A 15,533-nucleotide genomic window follows, 5' to 3' on the forward strand; every position below is an offset into this window, starting at 1 on the left:
ATATAGTTTCCCTAACCAGTTCCCGATTCTCACCCAATTTCGGGGTGGACTCCCGGGCAGGGCAAAAGCTCGGGCTGTCGTCGGGGCTGGGGTGACAAGCGCCGGCTGGGGGCTACACTGGACTCAGAAGCGCCAGTCGTCGTCGCCGAACTCGTCGTTTTCGGTCGCGGGCCGTGGGGTCAACTCCGCGTCTTCGAGTTCGTCTCTCACCGCGCGGTACACCTCGTCGACCGGTGGCGTGTCCATCGTCGGGTCCAGCGGGTGGTCACCGACCCACTTGTACCGGACGTTCCGGTCGCGGTCGATGAGGAAACACGACCGTTTCGAGCGCGGGAAGAGTTTGAACGTCCGATACTTCACGTCGAACGCGTCCGCGAGGTCGAGTTCGGGGTCCGAGATGAGCGGGAAGTCCAGCCCGAACGTCCGCATGAACGTCCTGTGCGTGAGCGGTCGCGACTTGCTCGCACCGATGATCTGGACGTTCCCCTCGGCGTCGTCGAACCAGTCGTAATCGCGGAACTCACACCACTCGCCGGTACAGTCCGGCGTGAAGTCGTTCGTGTAGAAACACAACAGGACGGGGGCGTCGTCGAGGAGGGACGACAGGCGGGCCTGTTCGGTTCCACCACCCGGTCGCACCAGCGGGGCGACGAACTCGGGGGCCGTCTCACCGACTGCGAGCCCCGACGCATCACTCATGGGTGCAAGTGTGAGTTAGTACGAATATACTTTCCGGGAGACGTCGAGTTGTCAGAGCGGATTCACCAGCGCCCAGACGTCCGTCTCGGGGTCCACGTTCACCGGTTCGGCGCCACGTTCGGTGACGATGCCGGCGTGATACAGCATCGCCTTCAGCTGGAAAGTCGTCCCCGACTGGTACACCGACCCGTCAGAGAGCGCCTGCCCGTCGAGACGCCCGTCGTCGCGGAACACCCGGCTCCGGGCCTCGTCGCGGCTGCTCACGAATAGTTCGACCGCGAACGACGGGTGGCGGTCGTACAGATCCTCGACGAGTTCCCGGAGGCTCGGGCGTCGGTTGCCGGCGTCGTGGAGTCGCTGGAGTTCTGTCACGAGGAGCGTCGTCGCCGGGTACTCGTAGACGACCTGCCGGGCGAGTTGCCCCCAGCGGGGCGCGACTTCGGTGAACCGTTTGCGAGAGCGCTTCCAGTCGGCGAACCCTTCGAGCGCGGTCCGGACGTCGCCGTACTCGCGTTTGGCGAACCTGACGACTTCGGCACCGAGCGGGGTCAACTCCGGGGTGCCCGCGTGCTGGTCTAGCAGGCCGAGGAAGGCGGCCCCCTGTCGCGCCCCGTCGGTGGCCGCGACGACGTGTTTTGCGAGCAGTTGGTCGGTCGGTCCGGGCAGGTGCAGCGCCAGCGGGTACGCGAGGTAGTTCTTCGGGTGGTTCAGGCCGAACGACTGGTCAGCGACGCCCTGGGCCGTCGCCTGGAACCGCAAGGCGGTGGTCGCGCTGGTCGACTGCGCCCCGACGACGTGTGGGACCTCCAGTGGTGTGACGGTCCCCTCGGCACCGACGCCAAGCACGCCGACGTTCAGGTCCCGTGCGAGCATCTGGGTCCCGGTGGTGATGGCCGCGGTCGGTGCGGCGAGGTAGGCCACGTTGGCGTCCGTCAACCGGTCGTGTGCCTGCACGACACCCCGTTCCACGTCGACGCGGCCATCGCCGCGGTAGCCCTTCGCCTCGACCGCGACGAGTGGCGTCTCGGTCTCCCCGGAGAGGCCGGAGACGAGCGAGTCGTCCAGTGGGCCGACGCCGACCAGATCCGGGTAGCCGGAGCCGACCCTGACGTGGTTGAACGGCGAGAGGTCCTCGCGCGTGTCGGGGTCGACCGGTTCTCCCTCGCGCCACGACGCCATCGTGAACTGGGTGTCCACGACGGCGTAGGAGCGGGAATCGTCAGTCTCTGGGAACAGCGACCGCTTTACGTGCGAGAGCACGACCGGTTCGCTCAACTGTGCGGGGTCACCGACCGACATCTTCCAGCTCGGCTACGAGGGGAGGGGTCAAGAAACGCCACCCTCCGGACAGACGAAGAGACTGTCTCTGCGAACGCCTGTCCTCACTCGACCTGTGCTGGGTCCACGCCGTGACCCGGACCGGACACCGGAATCTCGGGGCCGCGTTCGCGGTCGACCACGTCCGTCTCCAGCAACTGGTTCCCGTCCAGATCGACGTGGGAGAACCCGCCCAGTCCCGCGACGACGTGGGCGCTCGTCCGGATACCGACCGCGCTCTCGAGCATACAGCCGACCATCAGGTCGCAGTTGGCGGCCCGGGCGATGCTCGCGATGTCGGCCGCGCCGAGGATGCCAGACTTGCCCAGTTTCACGGTGAACACGTCGGCGGCCTCCTCGCGGACCAGCCGAATCGCGTCCGCTGGCGTGAACAGGCTCTCGTCGGCCGCCACGGGGACCGAGAGGCGGTCGCGGGTACGTACCAGCCCGGCCACGTCGGCGGCCGGGACGGGCTGTTCGACCAGTTCCAGGTCGACGCCGCGTTCGTCCAGCCGGTCGACGAACCGGGCGGTCTCCTTCGGGGTCCAGCCCTGGTTCGCGTCGACCGTCAGCGAGGCGTCCGGGGCCTCGTCGGCGACGGCGGTGACGCGTTCGACGTCGCTGGCCACCTCGGTCCCGACCTTCACCTTCAGCGCGGCAAAGCCCTCACCGATGGCGCGGCTGGCGCGCCGCCGGGCCTCGTCCGGGTCGCAGATGCCGATGGTCAGGTCCGTCTCGACCGTCCCGGGAGCGCCGCCGAGCAGTTCGGAGAGCGGGATACCGCGCTCTCGGCAGTAGGCGTCGAGGATGGCCGTCTCGAGTGCGAACGTCGCCGAGACCATCCCCGGGAAGGTCCGTCGAATCCGCGAGACGAGGTCGCGGTAGTCCGCGACGGACTCGCCCTCCACGAGGTCGCCGGCCGCCCGGGCGGTGGCGAGTGCGGCCTCGCGGGTCTCGCCGGTGACGTGCGGGTCGGGGTTGCAGTCACCGACGCCGACGACACAGTTCTCGGTCTCCACGAAGACGGCGACGTTCTTCGCCTCGTGCTGGGTCCCGAGGGCGATCTCGAACGGTTCCCGGAGTGGAAGGTCGAGTGGTTCGACCGAGACGCGCTCGATTCGCATCAGAGCACCTCTCGCACCGCGTCCAGAAGTCTGTTCGGGCCGCCCTCGTGGTAGACGTTCGCCGCCGGGACCGAATAGTCCAGTTCCGCCGGGTCGCCCCACGTGGAGACGGCGGCGACCGTCGCGTCGGAGAGCGACTCGATGCGGTCGGCTTCGTCCTCGACCGCCGGAACGGCGAACTGGTCGAAGTCCTCGCGCCGTTCGCGGCCGGGTTCGTCGACGACGACGACGGCATCGGGCCACGCACCCTGGAGCAGGCCCATCGTGACGCCGGCGTAGGCGCGGTGTGAGAGGGCGGCCTGCCCCTCGACGAAGACGATATCGTGGTCCTCGGCGACGGCACAGACCATGTCCTCGACGATGCCCGAGGTGAAGTCCGCGGGGACGCGGTCGACCACGACGCCCCGGTGAGCGCCGACCATGACGCCGGTCTGGCCGGTCGCGACCCATCCCGCGTCGAGACCGGCTTCGCGTGCCGCCCGGTAGAGTTCGAACGTCGTCGTCCGCTTGCCGACCGCGCAGTCGGTCCCCATCGTGAGCACCACGTCGGCGTCCGCGTCGTCCACGCGGCCGTCACCGACGCGCAGCTCCGAGGCGGGCGGGGACTTGCGTACGTCGTAGAGCGAGACGCCGCACTCCTCGGCGAGGGACTGCCAGTCGGGGTCGTCCGAGAGGAACGTGTGCAGCCCGGAGACCACGTCACACCCGGCGCGCATCGCGTCCCGGATGTCGTCGACCCATTCGTCCGGAAGCGCGCCGCCGGCGGGTGCGACGCCGATGACGAGGGCGGCGGCTTCGGGGGCGTGTTCGAGCGCGTCTTCGACGGAGCCGACGATGGGAATCTCGGGCACGTCGTCGCGGCCGAGCACGTCGCCGACCTTCTGGCCCGCTCGCGTCGAGTCCACGACGACCCGGGCGTCGAACAGTTCGCTGTGCATGACGACGCCGTTGGCCGTCTTGCCGTGTGGGGTGCCGAACTCACCCTCGGCGAGGACGACCGCCGGTGCTGGCACGTCGAATTCGCTCCGTAAATCCATGCGAATGAGTGCCAACTCGAGCCGCCAAAGCACCCCTGCCTCTCATGGAAGGTAGTCTTTTAGCACCACGGCGAATGATATATTGGCATGGGTACACAGGGCTCGGAGGGGACGGCGGAGGACGGCACCGGGGTCCGCGTCACGCTCGATATCTGGCACCCCGAGTGCTGGACGCTCCAGGTGACCGAAGCGACAGCGGGCGGCCTGCTCGGCCACGGCGTCCACACCATCGAGGGACAGGCGACGGGTCGCTTTACGGCCTACGGCGAGACGACGGAGACCGTCGACGAACTGGTCGCGGCTATCGACGCGAACGACCTGACGGAGTCGGTCTGGGAGACGGACGCCCACGGCTCCTATCCAGACCTCGTCGACGGGAACGCCAGCCGCGGCATCGTCGTCGAGTACGACATCGAGAACAGCATCAACGATTCGCTCGTCAAGCGCGGGTTCATCCCGGACGAGCCGGTCCGCATGTTCGACGGCCGCGAGTACTGGACCGTCCTCGTCAACGAGACGCGGACGACCGTCCACGAGCGCATCGAAGAGGTCCGCGCGGAGATGGACGCCGACGTGCGCGTCGAACTCATCACCGCACCCTCTTCCGGCACCGGCATCTTCCAGACCGACGACCTCTCGGAACGCCAGCGCGAGGTGTACGAACTCGCGCGCACCCAGGGCTACTACAGCTGGCCGCGAGAGGTCAACGCGGGCGAACTCGCGGCGGAACTCGACGTGTCGAAGGCGACCCTCCTCGAACACCTCCGCAAGGCCGAGGCGAAACTGCTCGGCGAGTAGAACGACTGGGAACGGTGATGACGGGTGCCCCTCTCATCCTAGGTACCGGTCCTATGGCGAACATTGTCACATGAGTTTGTATGTCATCCGCACAGCAGCGAGACGACAACAGTCTCTCGCGTGACATCGGCTTGTTCGGGGCGATAAGCACCGTCGTGGCGGGTACTCTCGGCGCCGGGTTGTTCGTCACCCTCGGCACCGCATCGAGCACGACCGGACCGAGCGTCATCCTGGTCGTGGTCATGTCCGGTATCCTCGCGATGAGCATCGCGACGAACTACTCATGGATGGCCACCATCTTCCCGGGGGCCGCCGGCTCGTACGCCTACATCTCGCGGACGTTCGACAGTCGGCTGCCGGGCTTCCTGGTGACGTGGTCGAAATGGCTGGGGTACATGGCGGCCGACGCCGTCCTCGCCATCGGCTTCGGGTCGTACCTGCAGGTGTTCTACCCGTCCGTCGACGCCACCCTCGCCGGGTTCGGCCTGCTCACCGTGTTGTTTCTGGTGAACCTCGTCGGGTCGAAGGGCTACAGCATCTCCCAGAACGTCATCTTCGGCGTGTTGATGCTGTCCATCCTCGTGCTCGTCATCCCAGGGTCGGCGAGCATCGACGCCACGAACTACCAGCCGTTCTTCACCGGCGGCGCAGACGGCTTCGTCGCCGCCGCGGTCCCGCTGTTCTACGCGTACATCGGCATCGCGGTCGCGGGGCAGATGGGTGCCGAGGTGAAGAACCCGTCACGGAACCTCCCGCTCGCGATGGCCGGCGGGACGGCCATCCTCATCCTGCTGTACGTGTGGACCGCCGCAGTCATCTACGGTGTCGTCGGTGACTACACGGTCCTCGCGAACTCCGAGCGCCCGCTGGCGACCGCCGCCGAAGCGTTCCTCGGTGACATCGGGACGGCCGTGGTCGCCTTCGGTGGCCTGCTCGCGACCGCATCCAGCGTCCACGCCGTGATGGCCGCCGGCATCAAGATGCCGTACTCGTGGGCGTGGGACGAGGTGTTCCCCAAGCAGTTCGTCGAGACGAGCGACCGCTTCGGGACGCCGCACTTCTCGCTGTTCACGCTGTACGTCGTCGCCGCCGGCCTGACGTTCTGGAGCTCCGGCCTGAGCCAGGCGCTCGCCATCGCGACGTTCAGCTACCTCATCGCGTACTGTACGGTGTCGATTACGATGCTGTACGTGTTGACCCAGCGACCGGACCTCGCCGAGGAAGCCGGGTTCGACCTCGGTCTCGGCCTGTACGCCAGCGCCCTGCTGGCGGCACTCGGCGCTGGCGCGCTCATCACGCAGGCGTACAAGGGGTCGCTCACGGTGTACGTCCCGTGGATGGTCGTCGGCGTCGCCATCTTCGGCGTCTACTGGTACCTCGGCCAGCAGCGCGACACCGACGTCGAGGCCATCCTCGACACGCTGCCGGGCGTGGCCTCGAAGGAGCACGACCCGAACGTGAGCGGGGTGACCGATGACTGAGGCGTTCGTCGACCCCGAGGAGACCATCGACCTGCTCCAGCAGTTGGTGCGGATTCCGAGTCCGTACTTCGAGGAGCACGAATGCGCCGAGTTCGTCTACGAGTGGCTCGACGAACGCGGCCTCGACCCCGAGTACCACCACGTCTCGGAGCCGGACATCACCGAGTACGAGGGTGACAACGTCGTCGCCCGACTGGAGGGGAGCGACCCGGACGCGCCGACGCTCCTGCTCAACGCCCACATGGACACGGTGAAGCTCGTCGAGGCGTGGGAGGAAGACCCCTGCTCGGGCCGCATCGAGGACGGGAAACTGTACGGCCAGGGTGCCTGCGACATGAAAGGCGGCCTCGCTGCGGTCATGGTCGCCTTCGCCGAACTCGCCGAGCGCGATTTGAAAGGCGACGTGCTCCTCACAGCGGTCGTGGACGAGGAGGGGCCGTACGGACTCGGTACCGACCGACTCATCCGCGACGGCTACACCGACGACGTCGACATGGCGGTCGTGACCGAACCCGGACCCATCCTCGCACAGGAGGACCTCGATAACCCGGCGCTCTTGCTCGGGGCTCGCGGTCGGTTCCTCTACGACGTGACGGTGAAAGGTGAGGCAGCACACGGCTCACAGCCGTACAAGGGCACGAACGCGGTCGTCGATGCCGGGAAGGTCGCCGACGCACTGAACGAACTGGACGTGGGCTCGCACCCGAAACTGGGCGACGGCTCGGTCTGTCCGCTGTTGCTCGACGGCGGCAGCCAGACGCTCTCGGTGCCCGAACGTGCCCGCCTCATGGTCGACCGCCACGTCGTCGTCGGTGAGACCGAAGAAGACGTCCGCGCCGACGCCGAGGAGGCAATCGCGGCGCTCGACATCGAGAGCGAGGTCGAGGTGAACTTCCGCGAAGCACCCGATCCGGGTATCAAATACGGCCCGTACGTCACCGACGAAGACCACCCGCTCGTCGGTGCGCTCCAGCAGGCCTCGCGAGACGTGACCGGAATCGACCCCGAACTCGGCTACTTCGCCAGCGTCGGCGACTTCAACTACCTCGGTGACCGCGCCGACCTCCCGACCGTCATCGTCGGCCCGGACGGTGAGAACATCCACAGCGCCGGCGAATTCGTCTACACGGACGAGGTCGTCGAGGTCGCCGACATGCTCGTGGCGGCGAGCACGGACCTGCTCGGCTGAGGTTGACGGACAGACCACCTCGCTTGCTCCCGGTTTTCCCCAGTCGAGTGGAGAGTTACCACACCACACTTGTCCACCCGTACATACAAAGCACGCCGCGAATACAGATAGCACGAGAAAATTGGCGTATGCCTTCTCTTGACGGGCAGAACACTGGGGGACTCGCCGAGGAGTGGACAGCGGTCGAGCAGGCGCTCGACTCGCCAGCTCGTCGCCGGGTGCTCTCGTATCTCGACCAGGCTGGGGGGCCGGTCACTATCGACGAACTGGCGGAACACGTCGCCAAGCACGCCGGGCAGTTCGAGTCACGGATGTGGGGGCTCCACGACACCGACACCGAACTGCGCTGGGTGCACCTCCCGGCGCTGGCGAAAGCCGACCTGGTCGAGTGGGAACCCGACGACGAGACGGTCAGACTGGACGAGTACGCCCGTGAGCTGCCGCTGTTCTCCCCACTGAGCGACCGGGTCGTGCAGACGGACGACCCGCACTGGTCGTAGCTCGTCGGTGACGGCGGACTCAGCGGTGGGTCCGGCCGGGACCGCGGTTGATGTTCTTGTAGGTCTCGAGGATGTCGTCGAACGCGGGGAGACTTCGTCGGAGCCGGTCTTCGAGTTCGTCCACTCGCTGCCGCAGGTCGGTGTATTCCGTGTTCGTCTCCAGGATGTGAGGACCGTGTTCGAACTCTAGCAGTCGCTGTTTCGTCGCGAGTCGAATGAACGTCTGGAGGTCGCCACTGTGGGCTCGTGCCGTGAGCTGTTGCTCGATGGCGGTGACGAGGTCCTCGTGCTGGACCGGTTTGCAGAGGTAGTCGTCGAACGGCATCTCCAGGATATCGAAGTCCGGGTCGACCGCGGTGATGACGATGATGCTCGTGTCGGTCTCTCGACGACGAATTCGTTCGAGGACGTCGTCGCCTGAGTAGCCGGGCATGCGACGGTCGAGCAACATCACGTCGACGTCGTCCAGCATCGGCAGGACCGGCTCACCGTCGTACACCGTCTCGACGTCGTAGTCGGCGCGGAGCCACAGGGTGTACATGTTCGCGAGCTTCTCCTCGTCGTCGACGATGAGGACGGTCGGGCGCTCGCTGTCGTCCGATGGCATGTGATACCAGTAGGTGGGTCTGTGACCTGTTATACCTTTGTGCGGTTATCACCGCTGGAGTCCCTCGATAAAAGTTATCAGTCCGTTCAGGCCGGGGACGCGTCAGAGTCGGTCTCGGTTTCCTTCTCGACGTCCTCGGTCTCGACGTCCTCGTCCGCGCCCATGGCCTTCGCTCTACTCTCTTCGAGCTCTTGCTCGATCTCTTCGCGGCCCTTCTGGAACTCACCCATCGCTTCACCGCTCGCACGCGCCAGCTTCGGAAGTTTGTCCGCCCCGAAGAGGAGAATCACGAGCAGGAATACGACGATAAGTTCGGGGCCACCGATCCCCCCGATAAACAGCGGTATTGTCATAATCCTATCACCCTCACATACGCCGGCAGAGAAGATAAGCATATTGGGTAAGTGATAGCTTTCCTGCTTTTTCGCTTACGTGATGGTCGGTACCCGGTGGTAAGCGAGACGATGCCCCAGACGCTCCCGGATGCACACCTTTACGTCGCAGACGGTGGTACGGCGAGGTGAACCACCCGATGGAGAGCCAACACGTCTGCGCCGTCGGCGACGCCCGCGACATGACCGCGGTCGACGACGCGTCGGTCGACCTCGTGGTCACGTCGCCACCCTACCCGATGATAGAGATGTGGGACGACGCGTTCACGACGTTGAACCCGGCCATCGGCGACGCCCTTGCGTCCGGTGACGGTGGCCGGGCGTTCGACCTGATGCACGCGGAACTGGCCCACGTCTGGGACGAACTCGACCGGGTCGTCCGTCCCGGTGGCATCGTCTGCATCAACGTGGGCGACGCGACCCGGAGCATCGACGGCCACTTCTCGCAGTTCCCGAACCACGCCCGCATCGTCGAACACGTGACCGACCGGGGGTTCCACCCGCTCCCCGACGTGCTCTGGCGAAAACCGACGAACAAGGCGAGCAAGTTCATGGGGTCGGGGATGCTCCCGACCAACGCCTACGTCACCCTCGAACACGAGTACATCCTCGTCTTCCGCAAGGGGGAAGGGACCCGCCAGTTCGAACCGGGAAGCGAGCGTCGCTACGAGAGCGCGTACTTCTGGGAGGAGCGCAACGAGTGGTTCTCCGACGTCTGGACCGACATCGCCGGGACAGTCCAGACACGCCACGTCGACGACGCGATACGGAACCGGTCGGCGGCCTACCCGCTGGCCATTCCCTACCGGCTCGTGAACATGTACTCCATCTACGGCGACACCGTGCTCGACCCGTTCTGGGGCACGGGGACGACCACGCTCGCGGCGATGCTCGCGGGCCGGGACTCCGTCGGGTACGAACTCGACCCCGGCGTCGCCGAGTCGTTCGACGACCGACTCGCCGACCTGCCCGAACGCTCGACGGCCGTCGTCGACCGCCGGCTCGACTCCCACCGCGAGTTCGTCGCCGAACGCCGTGCAGCCGGCGACGACCCGGCCTACGAGGCCGAACACTACGACTTCCCGGTCGTGACGAAACAGGAGAAGGAGATACGCTTCTACGAGGTCACGACGGTCGACGAGACGGCGACCGGCTACCGCATCGCCTACGACCCCCGGTGAGCCGGGGACTGCGTCTGGAACCGGGGCCCCGACGCCTCAGATGATGTACCACTGTCGCAGCAACACGCCGATTGCGTCGAACGCACGGAAGCCGAGACCGAACGCGAGGCTGGCCGGAATCGCCCCGGCGAGCGCGGCGCGATTCCAGTGCAGGTCGTGGACGATCATCAGCCCGAGGACGAGCAGCGTCCCCGCCCAGATGCCCAGTATCGCCCGTAGCCGCGGGTCCGGAATCCCCGCGAACACGCAGGGTGCGCTGGCGTAGCCGAGTATCTGGACCGTCTCGCTGACGCCCGCGCGTTCCCTCGAGAGCGCCATCAGGATGACCGTCTGGAGCGCCGCGACGAGGTGCAAGGCGGCGGGCGTCACCAGTAACACGGCGACGGTCAGCCAGAGGGCAGCCGACAGCACCCGACTCCCGGCCACGACGGGATAGGCGTCCGTGACGAGGGAGAACCTGATTGCCTCTTCGAGCATGACGACGACCATGGCGAACACGAGTCCGGGCCCCTGGTCACCGGGAGCGACGCCCGTCTCGAAGAATCGCATCGGCCGCACGAGTATCTCGACCCACGCTCGCGCGAGGGCGACGGGGCCACGGTCTCGCCCGCCTTCGGGGTTCTCGGTCCACTGGGTCATCTAGTCGCTCCTGAGGACGTGACAGTTCCGACAGCGCGCCTCGTAGGACTCCTCTGCGCCGACGAGGATGGTCGGGTCCTTCTCGTGTGCCGGTTCACCGTCGACGAGGCGCTGGTTCCGCGTGGCGGGTTCGCCGCACTCCGCACAGATGGCCTGGAACTTCTCGACGTACTCCGCCATCGCCATCAACTGTGGCACCGGCTCGAACGGTTCGCCACGGTACGTCTGGTCGAGCCCCGAGACGACGACTCGCCGCCCGTCGTCCGCCAGGTGCTCGCAGACGTCGACCAGCGTGGCCCCGAAGAAGTTCGCCTCGTCGATGGCGACGACCTGCTCGCCGTTGAGGTGGTCCAGCAGGTCCCAGACGGCGTCGCCCTCGGACTCGATGGCGATGGCCTCCCAGGAGCGGCCCTCGTGTGAGCCCACGCTGTCCCTGCCGTAGCGTTCGTCGAGCGCCGGTGTGAACACGGCGACCTCCTGTCCCGCGATTTCGGCGCGTCGGAGGCGACGGAGCATCTCCTCCGTCTTCCCGGAGAACATGCTCCCCGTGATGACCTCCACCCACCCGCTGTTCGTGATGGCGTGCATAGATAATGTGCCCGATTCGGGGGCGCAAAAGGGTTGCTGATTCCTGGAACGGGGCTCGCCCGGGCGGCGGTCGAAACGGCGACAGCGATGGCCGGTTTCTTCCTCGTTAGGTACTTACATATTCCGAAGGATTACCACCTCACATGGCCTACTCATCAGCGATATGGGGATACTCCGAACACTCAGAATATTGGGAGGACTGTTCACCTTCACGGTCATCGAAGTACTCGCACTCGGTCTCTGGCTGGCGCTCGTCCTCGGTGAGCCACTGGTCGTCGAGCGACTCCCGGCGACCGTCCCCGACCTCGTCGTCCTCGCCGGTGCCGTGCTCGTCGTCGGGTTGTTCCTCGGCAAGTTCGTCACCGACCTGACGGTCAACGGCTTGCGACTGCGAATCCCGGTCCACAGACTGGCACTGCTCTCGCTCACCGAAGCCCTCGTCTGGTTCGGCTGGCTCTACACCGCACAGACGCTTGGCGGCTTCCGTGGCATCGCCGCTGCCGGGCTGGTCCTCGGGCTGGTACTCGTCTTCCAGCACACCGCCGAGTCCAACGTCCTCCGGGGTGAGGGGGTCTTCTCGCGACTCGTCGCACCCGGGGCCGTGGGCGTCAGTCTCGTCCTTGCCGTCGGTGCGACGGCCCTGCTCGTCCTCATCCTCGAACCCGGACTCGTGCTGGCGAAGATACCGGTGCTGGTGCACGCGTACCTGACCGTCCTGGTACAGGCGTATCTGCCACAGATGGTTCTCGACCATCTCCACCTCGTCGGGCTGGCCATCCTGGCCGTGTTCCTGTTGTTCGCGAACAGTCTCGGCCTGCGGTTCGTCCTCCGCGGACTGCACGAGAGAAAGACCGTCCGCCAGGCCGTCCTCGAACAGCTCGAATCGGCCTGAAGTCGGCAGTCGAGACGAACCGACTTCGTCCGCGCCGTCGGTCTACTCCGCGCCGTCGGTCTACTCCGCGCCGACGTTCTCCTGACTCTCGAACGATGCCGGGTCAGGTTCGATGTTCGCGTACTGCACCGCTCGCTCGCCGAGCGTCCGGACCCGTCTTTCCAGACCCTCGTTCACCAGTTCGCCGTCCTCGAACGCGCTGTGGGCGCTCGGAATCACGGCCTGATGCGGGATGACCCAGGCGTTCAGCGCCCGACACACCGAGCGCAGGTGTTCGAGCGCCGTGACGGGGAAGCTCCCGCCAGCGACCGCGAGCAGTCCCACCGTCTCGTCCTCGAACTCGTCGAAGCCGCAGTAGTCGAGAGCCGTCTTCAGCGGCGAGGAGTACGACCCGTGGTACATCGGCGTCCCGAGGATGACCGCGTCCGCCTCGCGGACGGTCGCGGTGAGCCGGGCAGCGTCACCCGCCCCGTCCTCGTCCGCGTCGAACACCGGCAGGTCGTACTCGCGGAGGTCGACCAGCTCGGTCGACGCCCCCCGCTGGGCCGCTGCGTCGAGGACGTACCGGAGCGCCTTTCGGGTGTAACTCTCGTCTCGAAGACTCCCACAGATGGCGATGACGTGCGTCTCGTTGGACATGGGCGGACCCACGCCCGCGATGGGTAAATAGCTAGAGTTGGAAGCACCTACAGCTGGAACACGGTCGCCTGGTCGCGGAAGTGCTCGAAGCGGCGCTCTGCCCAGCGAACCGCCTCTTCGCGCGTGTTCCGGACCATCGCCTGCAGTCCGCTGTCGGTGTAGGCTCCGAAACTCGCTTCCTCGCTGCCGTCCTCGTGTTCGACCACCATGATGCCGTGTGGCGGGAGTTCGTCTATCTGGTAGAACGTGACGTACTCCGGAACCTCTCGCTCCATGTACTCGGCGTACGTGGTCGCGAGCTCCATGTACACGTCCGGGGTGAACACCAGTTCGACGACCATGCCGGACCCGTGGATACGCTCGTCGAAGATCTCGACGTAGGCACCGTGGGCCGCTGGCGAGACGCCCCGGACCCTGACCGCATCAGAGACGAGGTCGACCGTCTCCTGCATCGGTCGGTCGGGAGCGTGCATGTCCGCCGTCGTGAGTGTCCCCCCGACGAGCATCTGGGGGTCGACCAGGTCGCTGTCCGGCAGCATCGACAGGATCTGTTCGGACCCACAGATGGCGTCCGCTCTCCGTTCGAACTCGCAGAACTGTTCGTACAGCAGTTCCCCAGAGACGCTCAACTCGTAGCCACGACGCCCACGCGTCACGAGGCCAGCGGCCTCCAGTTCCCGAATCGCCCGGTCGACCGTCGAGCGTGCGACGTCACAGTCCTCGGCTAACGCTGGTTTCTGTCTGGGCGAATCCGAGAGCGACGCGAGAAACCGTCGTCGCTTGGAGAGAATCTCGACGATATCTGTCCCCGATGACCCAGCCATACCCCCTCAGAGTAGACGGATTGACATACCTATTATGGTACATTGTGACCATGGAAGGTCAACGTCTGAGTGCGACCGTCCCTTCCCGACTGTCGACGGTGACCAGTCCGTCGTCGGCGAGGTCCGAGAGCAGCCCACGGAGCCACTCCCGACCGTACTCGCCGTCGGCCGAGTAGTCGACTCGAATCCGGTGGCCGAGCGTGTCGAACTCCAGTTCGCCGTACTCCCGCAGCGTCGAGACGATGCGCCCCCGGAACTGCCTGCGGCTCCCCTCGAAACTCGGCTGGGTCGGCACGTCCGGCGCGGTGAAATCACCCGTCTCGTAGGCGTGACACACCGTCCGCCAGGGACACCCCGCCTCGTCGCACGTGGGGGTCTTGCCGCAGGCCACGCCGCCCAGTTCCATGATGGCGTTGTTCCAGACCCGGGATTCGCCCGCAGGCATGAGTTCGCTGGCCGCCCACTCGAACACCGAATCGTCGTCCGGCGCGTCGAACGCGCGATACAGCACCCGTTTCACGTTCGTGTCCACCACCGCGTCCCCGTTGTCGAACGTGAAGGAGGCCACCGCGTTGGCAGTGTACGGGCCGACGCCCATCAGTTCCTGCAGTCCGTCGGGGCTCTCTGGGAACTCGCCGTCGTACTCCGAGACGACCTGCTGGGCCGCCTCGTGGAGGTACTTCGCCCGGTTGTTGTACCCCAGCGAGTGGTCGGTCCAGAAGCCGACCACCTCGGCGCGGTCCGCCTCGGCGAGGTCCTCGACTGCCGGCCACTCCGCCAGGAAGTCGTGCCAGGCCGCTTCCACGCGCTCCAGCTGGGTCTGCTGGCTCATCACCTCGGAGACGAGGATTGCGTAGGCGTCGTCGGTCTCGCGCCAGGGAAACTGGCGGTGGTCCGCTTCGTACCACTCGATGAGCCGCTGCTGGACGGTTTCGAGGGCCACGTCGTCCGGGAACGACCACTCGTCGGACTCGGTCATCTGTCGTGGGACGCTTGGGAGGTGACGGGTTTAGCCGTGCTGATTCCGGCCGTGATTCGTGGGTTGCCTGTCCCGGAAATTCGTGGGTGCCTGTCCCGGAATGGACACCATCGTGCGCGTGGTCGATTCCTTCGCCGATTGCGGCGACGACGCCGGCCGTGTTGGATACCCGAACCCACGTCGAGTACCGACAGAACACGAAACCGGCTTCCGTCCGCGCCCCCTGCCACCAGCCGATGAGCGACCTCGACGACCTCCAGACGGACGTGTCGGCCGCCTACGACGACCTCGACGACCTCGGTCTCGACTTCGACCGCGAGACGAAGATGGAACTGGCGATGCTGTCGACCGCGCTCGGGACCGGCCAGCCCGAGGACCTGCTCCAGCGTGCGGTACACATGCTGTTCCAGTCGACCGTCGACACGGGCAAACTCGACTTCCACCTGCGCTCTGAGTACGACGTGACCTACGACGAGTACCTGAGCGGGATGACCTTCGACGAGATGACGGGCCAGAGCGCGTTCCCGCAACAGGACGACGACCGTCGCTACCAGTTCTGACCGGCCGGTCGCCCACCCTGGCCCCCGACCGACCCCTTCAAAACGAGGTGGGCCAGCCAAGGTCCGAGTTCATCCGAGTTTCCGTCG

At 66.2% G+C, this 15,533-nt stretch carries 18 protein-coding genes; 7 read left to right on the forward strand and 11 right to left on the reverse strand.

The window, feature by feature from the left end; all coding sequences use genetic code 11:
• Window positions 1-123: 123 nt before the first annotated feature.
• From ACSC1R_RS17420 to ACSC1R_RS17435, 4 genes are all read right to left on the reverse strand, one after another.
• A complete protein-coding gene (locus ACSC1R_RS17420) occupies window positions 124-699 on the reverse strand; it encodes a redoxin domain-containing protein (RefSeq protein ID WP_439026991.1) in 576 nt (191 codons plus the stop codon).
• A gap of 51 nt (window positions 700-750) precedes the next feature.
• On the reverse strand, window positions 751-1,998 hold the full coding sequence (locus ACSC1R_RS17425) for a hypothetical protein (protein ID WP_439026992.1): 1,248 nt from the start codon (window positions 1,996-1,998) through the stop codon (window positions 751-753).
• 83 nt (window positions 1,999-2,081) lie between these two features.
• Entirely contained in the window at window positions 2,082-3,140 is a 1,059-nt protein-coding gene (locus ACSC1R_RS17430; RefSeq protein WP_439026993.1) for a dipeptide epimerase, read from the reverse strand.
• Window positions 3,140-4,177, reverse strand: coding sequence for a DUF1611 domain-containing protein (locus ACSC1R_RS17435; RefSeq protein ID WP_439026994.1), 1,038 nt, complete (start codon window positions 4,175-4,177; stop codon window positions 3,140-3,142). The genes ACSC1R_RS17430 and ACSC1R_RS17435 overlap by 1 nt, the downstream gene beginning before the upstream one ends.
• Before the next feature lie 87 nt (window positions 4,178-4,264).
• Between ACSC1R_RS17435 and ACSC1R_RS17440 the strand changes: the two genes are divergently transcribed.
• From ACSC1R_RS17440 to ACSC1R_RS17455, 4 genes are all read left to right on the forward strand, one after another.
• On the forward strand, window positions 4,265-4,975 hold the full coding sequence (locus tag ACSC1R_RS17440) for a helix-turn-helix domain-containing protein (RefSeq protein WP_439026995.1): 711 nt from the start codon (window positions 4,265-4,267) through the stop codon (window positions 4,973-4,975).
• Between the two features lie 80 nt (window positions 4,976-5,055).
• On the forward strand, window positions 5,056-6,456 hold the full coding sequence (locus tag ACSC1R_RS17445; protein WP_439026996.1) for an APC family permease: 1,401 nt from the start codon (window positions 5,056-5,058) through the stop codon (window positions 6,454-6,456).
• Window positions 6,449-7,645, forward strand: coding sequence for a M20 family metallopeptidase (locus ACSC1R_RS17450; RefSeq protein WP_439026997.1), 1,197 nt, complete (start codon window positions 6,449-6,451; stop codon window positions 7,643-7,645). The genes ACSC1R_RS17445 and ACSC1R_RS17450 overlap by 8 nt, the downstream gene beginning before the upstream one ends.
• 128 nt (window positions 7,646-7,773) lie before the next feature.
• Window positions 7,774-8,145 (forward strand): DUF7344 domain-containing protein, encoded by a 372-nt coding sequence (locus ACSC1R_RS17455; RefSeq protein ID WP_439026998.1) that lies wholly within the window; start codon window positions 7,774-7,776, stop codon window positions 8,143-8,145.
• A gap of 19 nt (window positions 8,146-8,164) precedes the next feature.
• Here ACSC1R_RS17455 and ACSC1R_RS17460 read toward each other — a convergent pair whose 3' ends face one another.
• Both ACSC1R_RS17460 and ACSC1R_RS17465 read right to left on the reverse strand, forming a co-directional pair.
• The gene (locus ACSC1R_RS17460; RefSeq protein WP_439026999.1) at window positions 8,165-8,752 is read right to left on the reverse strand and encodes a response regulator transcription factor; all 588 of its coding nucleotides are present in this window, start codon (window positions 8,750-8,752) and stop codon (window positions 8,165-8,167) included.
• 86 nt (window positions 8,753-8,838) lie between these two features.
• On the reverse strand, window positions 8,839-9,147 hold the full coding sequence (locus ACSC1R_RS17465) for a twin-arginine translocase TatA/TatE family subunit (RefSeq protein WP_439027000.1): 309 nt from the start codon (window positions 9,145-9,147) through the stop codon (window positions 8,839-8,841).
• A gap of 137 nt (window positions 9,148-9,284) precedes the next feature.
• Between ACSC1R_RS17465 and ACSC1R_RS17470 the strand changes: the two genes are divergently transcribed.
• Window positions 9,285-10,325, forward strand: a complete 1,041-nt coding sequence (locus tag ACSC1R_RS17470) for a DNA-methyltransferase (RefSeq protein WP_439027001.1) — start codon at window positions 9,285-9,287, stop codon at window positions 10,323-10,325.
• 36 nt (window positions 10,326-10,361) lie between these two features.
• Here the strand turns inward: ACSC1R_RS17470 and ACSC1R_RS17475 are convergent, their stop codons facing one another.
• The gene (locus tag ACSC1R_RS17475; protein WP_439027002.1) at window positions 10,362-10,964 is read right to left on the reverse strand and encodes a YIP1 family protein; all 603 of its coding nucleotides are present in this window, start codon (window positions 10,962-10,964) and stop codon (window positions 10,362-10,364) included.
• Window positions 10,965-11,552: a thymidine kinase gene (locus ACSC1R_RS17480; RefSeq protein WP_439027003.1), complete on the reverse strand. Its 588-nt coding sequence runs from the start codon at window positions 11,550-11,552 to the stop codon at window positions 10,965-10,967.
• Between the two features lie 190 nt (window positions 11,553-11,742).
• Between ACSC1R_RS17480 and ACSC1R_RS17485 the strand changes: the two genes are divergently transcribed.
• Window positions 11,743-12,444 carry a hypothetical protein gene (locus ACSC1R_RS17485; protein ID WP_439027004.1) on the forward strand — a complete coding sequence of 234 codons (702 nt, stop codon included), beginning with the start codon at window positions 11,743-11,745 and terminating at the stop codon, window positions 12,442-12,444.
• Window positions 12,445-12,504: 60 nt separating this feature from the next.
• Here the strand turns inward: ACSC1R_RS17485 and ACSC1R_RS17490 are convergent, their stop codons facing one another.
• The 3 genes from ACSC1R_RS17490 to ACSC1R_RS17500 are packed head-to-tail and all read right to left on the reverse strand — an operon-like array spanning window position 12,505 to window position 14,886.
• The gene (locus ACSC1R_RS17490; RefSeq protein ID WP_439027005.1) at window positions 12,505-13,083 is read right to left on the reverse strand and encodes an NADPH-dependent FMN reductase; all 579 of its coding nucleotides are present in this window, start codon (window positions 13,081-13,083) and stop codon (window positions 12,505-12,507) included.
• A gap of 47 nt (window positions 13,084-13,130) precedes the next feature.
• On the reverse strand, window positions 13,131-13,907 hold the full coding sequence (locus ACSC1R_RS17495; RefSeq protein WP_439027006.1) for a helix-turn-helix transcriptional regulator: 777 nt from the start codon (window positions 13,905-13,907) through the stop codon (window positions 13,131-13,133).
• A gap of 58 nt (window positions 13,908-13,965) precedes the next feature.
• Window positions 13,966-14,886 (reverse strand): A/G-specific adenine glycosylase, encoded by a 921-nt coding sequence (locus ACSC1R_RS17500; protein WP_439027007.1) that lies wholly within the window; start codon window positions 14,884-14,886, stop codon window positions 13,966-13,968.
• 236 nt (window positions 14,887-15,122) lie between these two features.
• On the opposite strand from ACSC1R_RS17500, the gene ACSC1R_RS17505 reads away from it, so the two are divergent.
• Complete coding sequence (locus ACSC1R_RS17505) at window positions 15,123-15,446, forward strand: hypothetical protein (RefSeq protein ID WP_439027008.1); 324 nt, start codon at window positions 15,123-15,125, stop codon at window positions 15,444-15,446.
• Window positions 15,447-15,533: the final 87 nt, after the last annotated feature.

Origin of the sequence: Haloarchaeobius ordinarius (assembly GCF_051801355.1) — an archaeon.
Classification (GTDB): domain Archaea; phylum Halobacteriota; class Halobacteria; order Halobacteriales; family Natrialbaceae; genus Haloarchaeobius.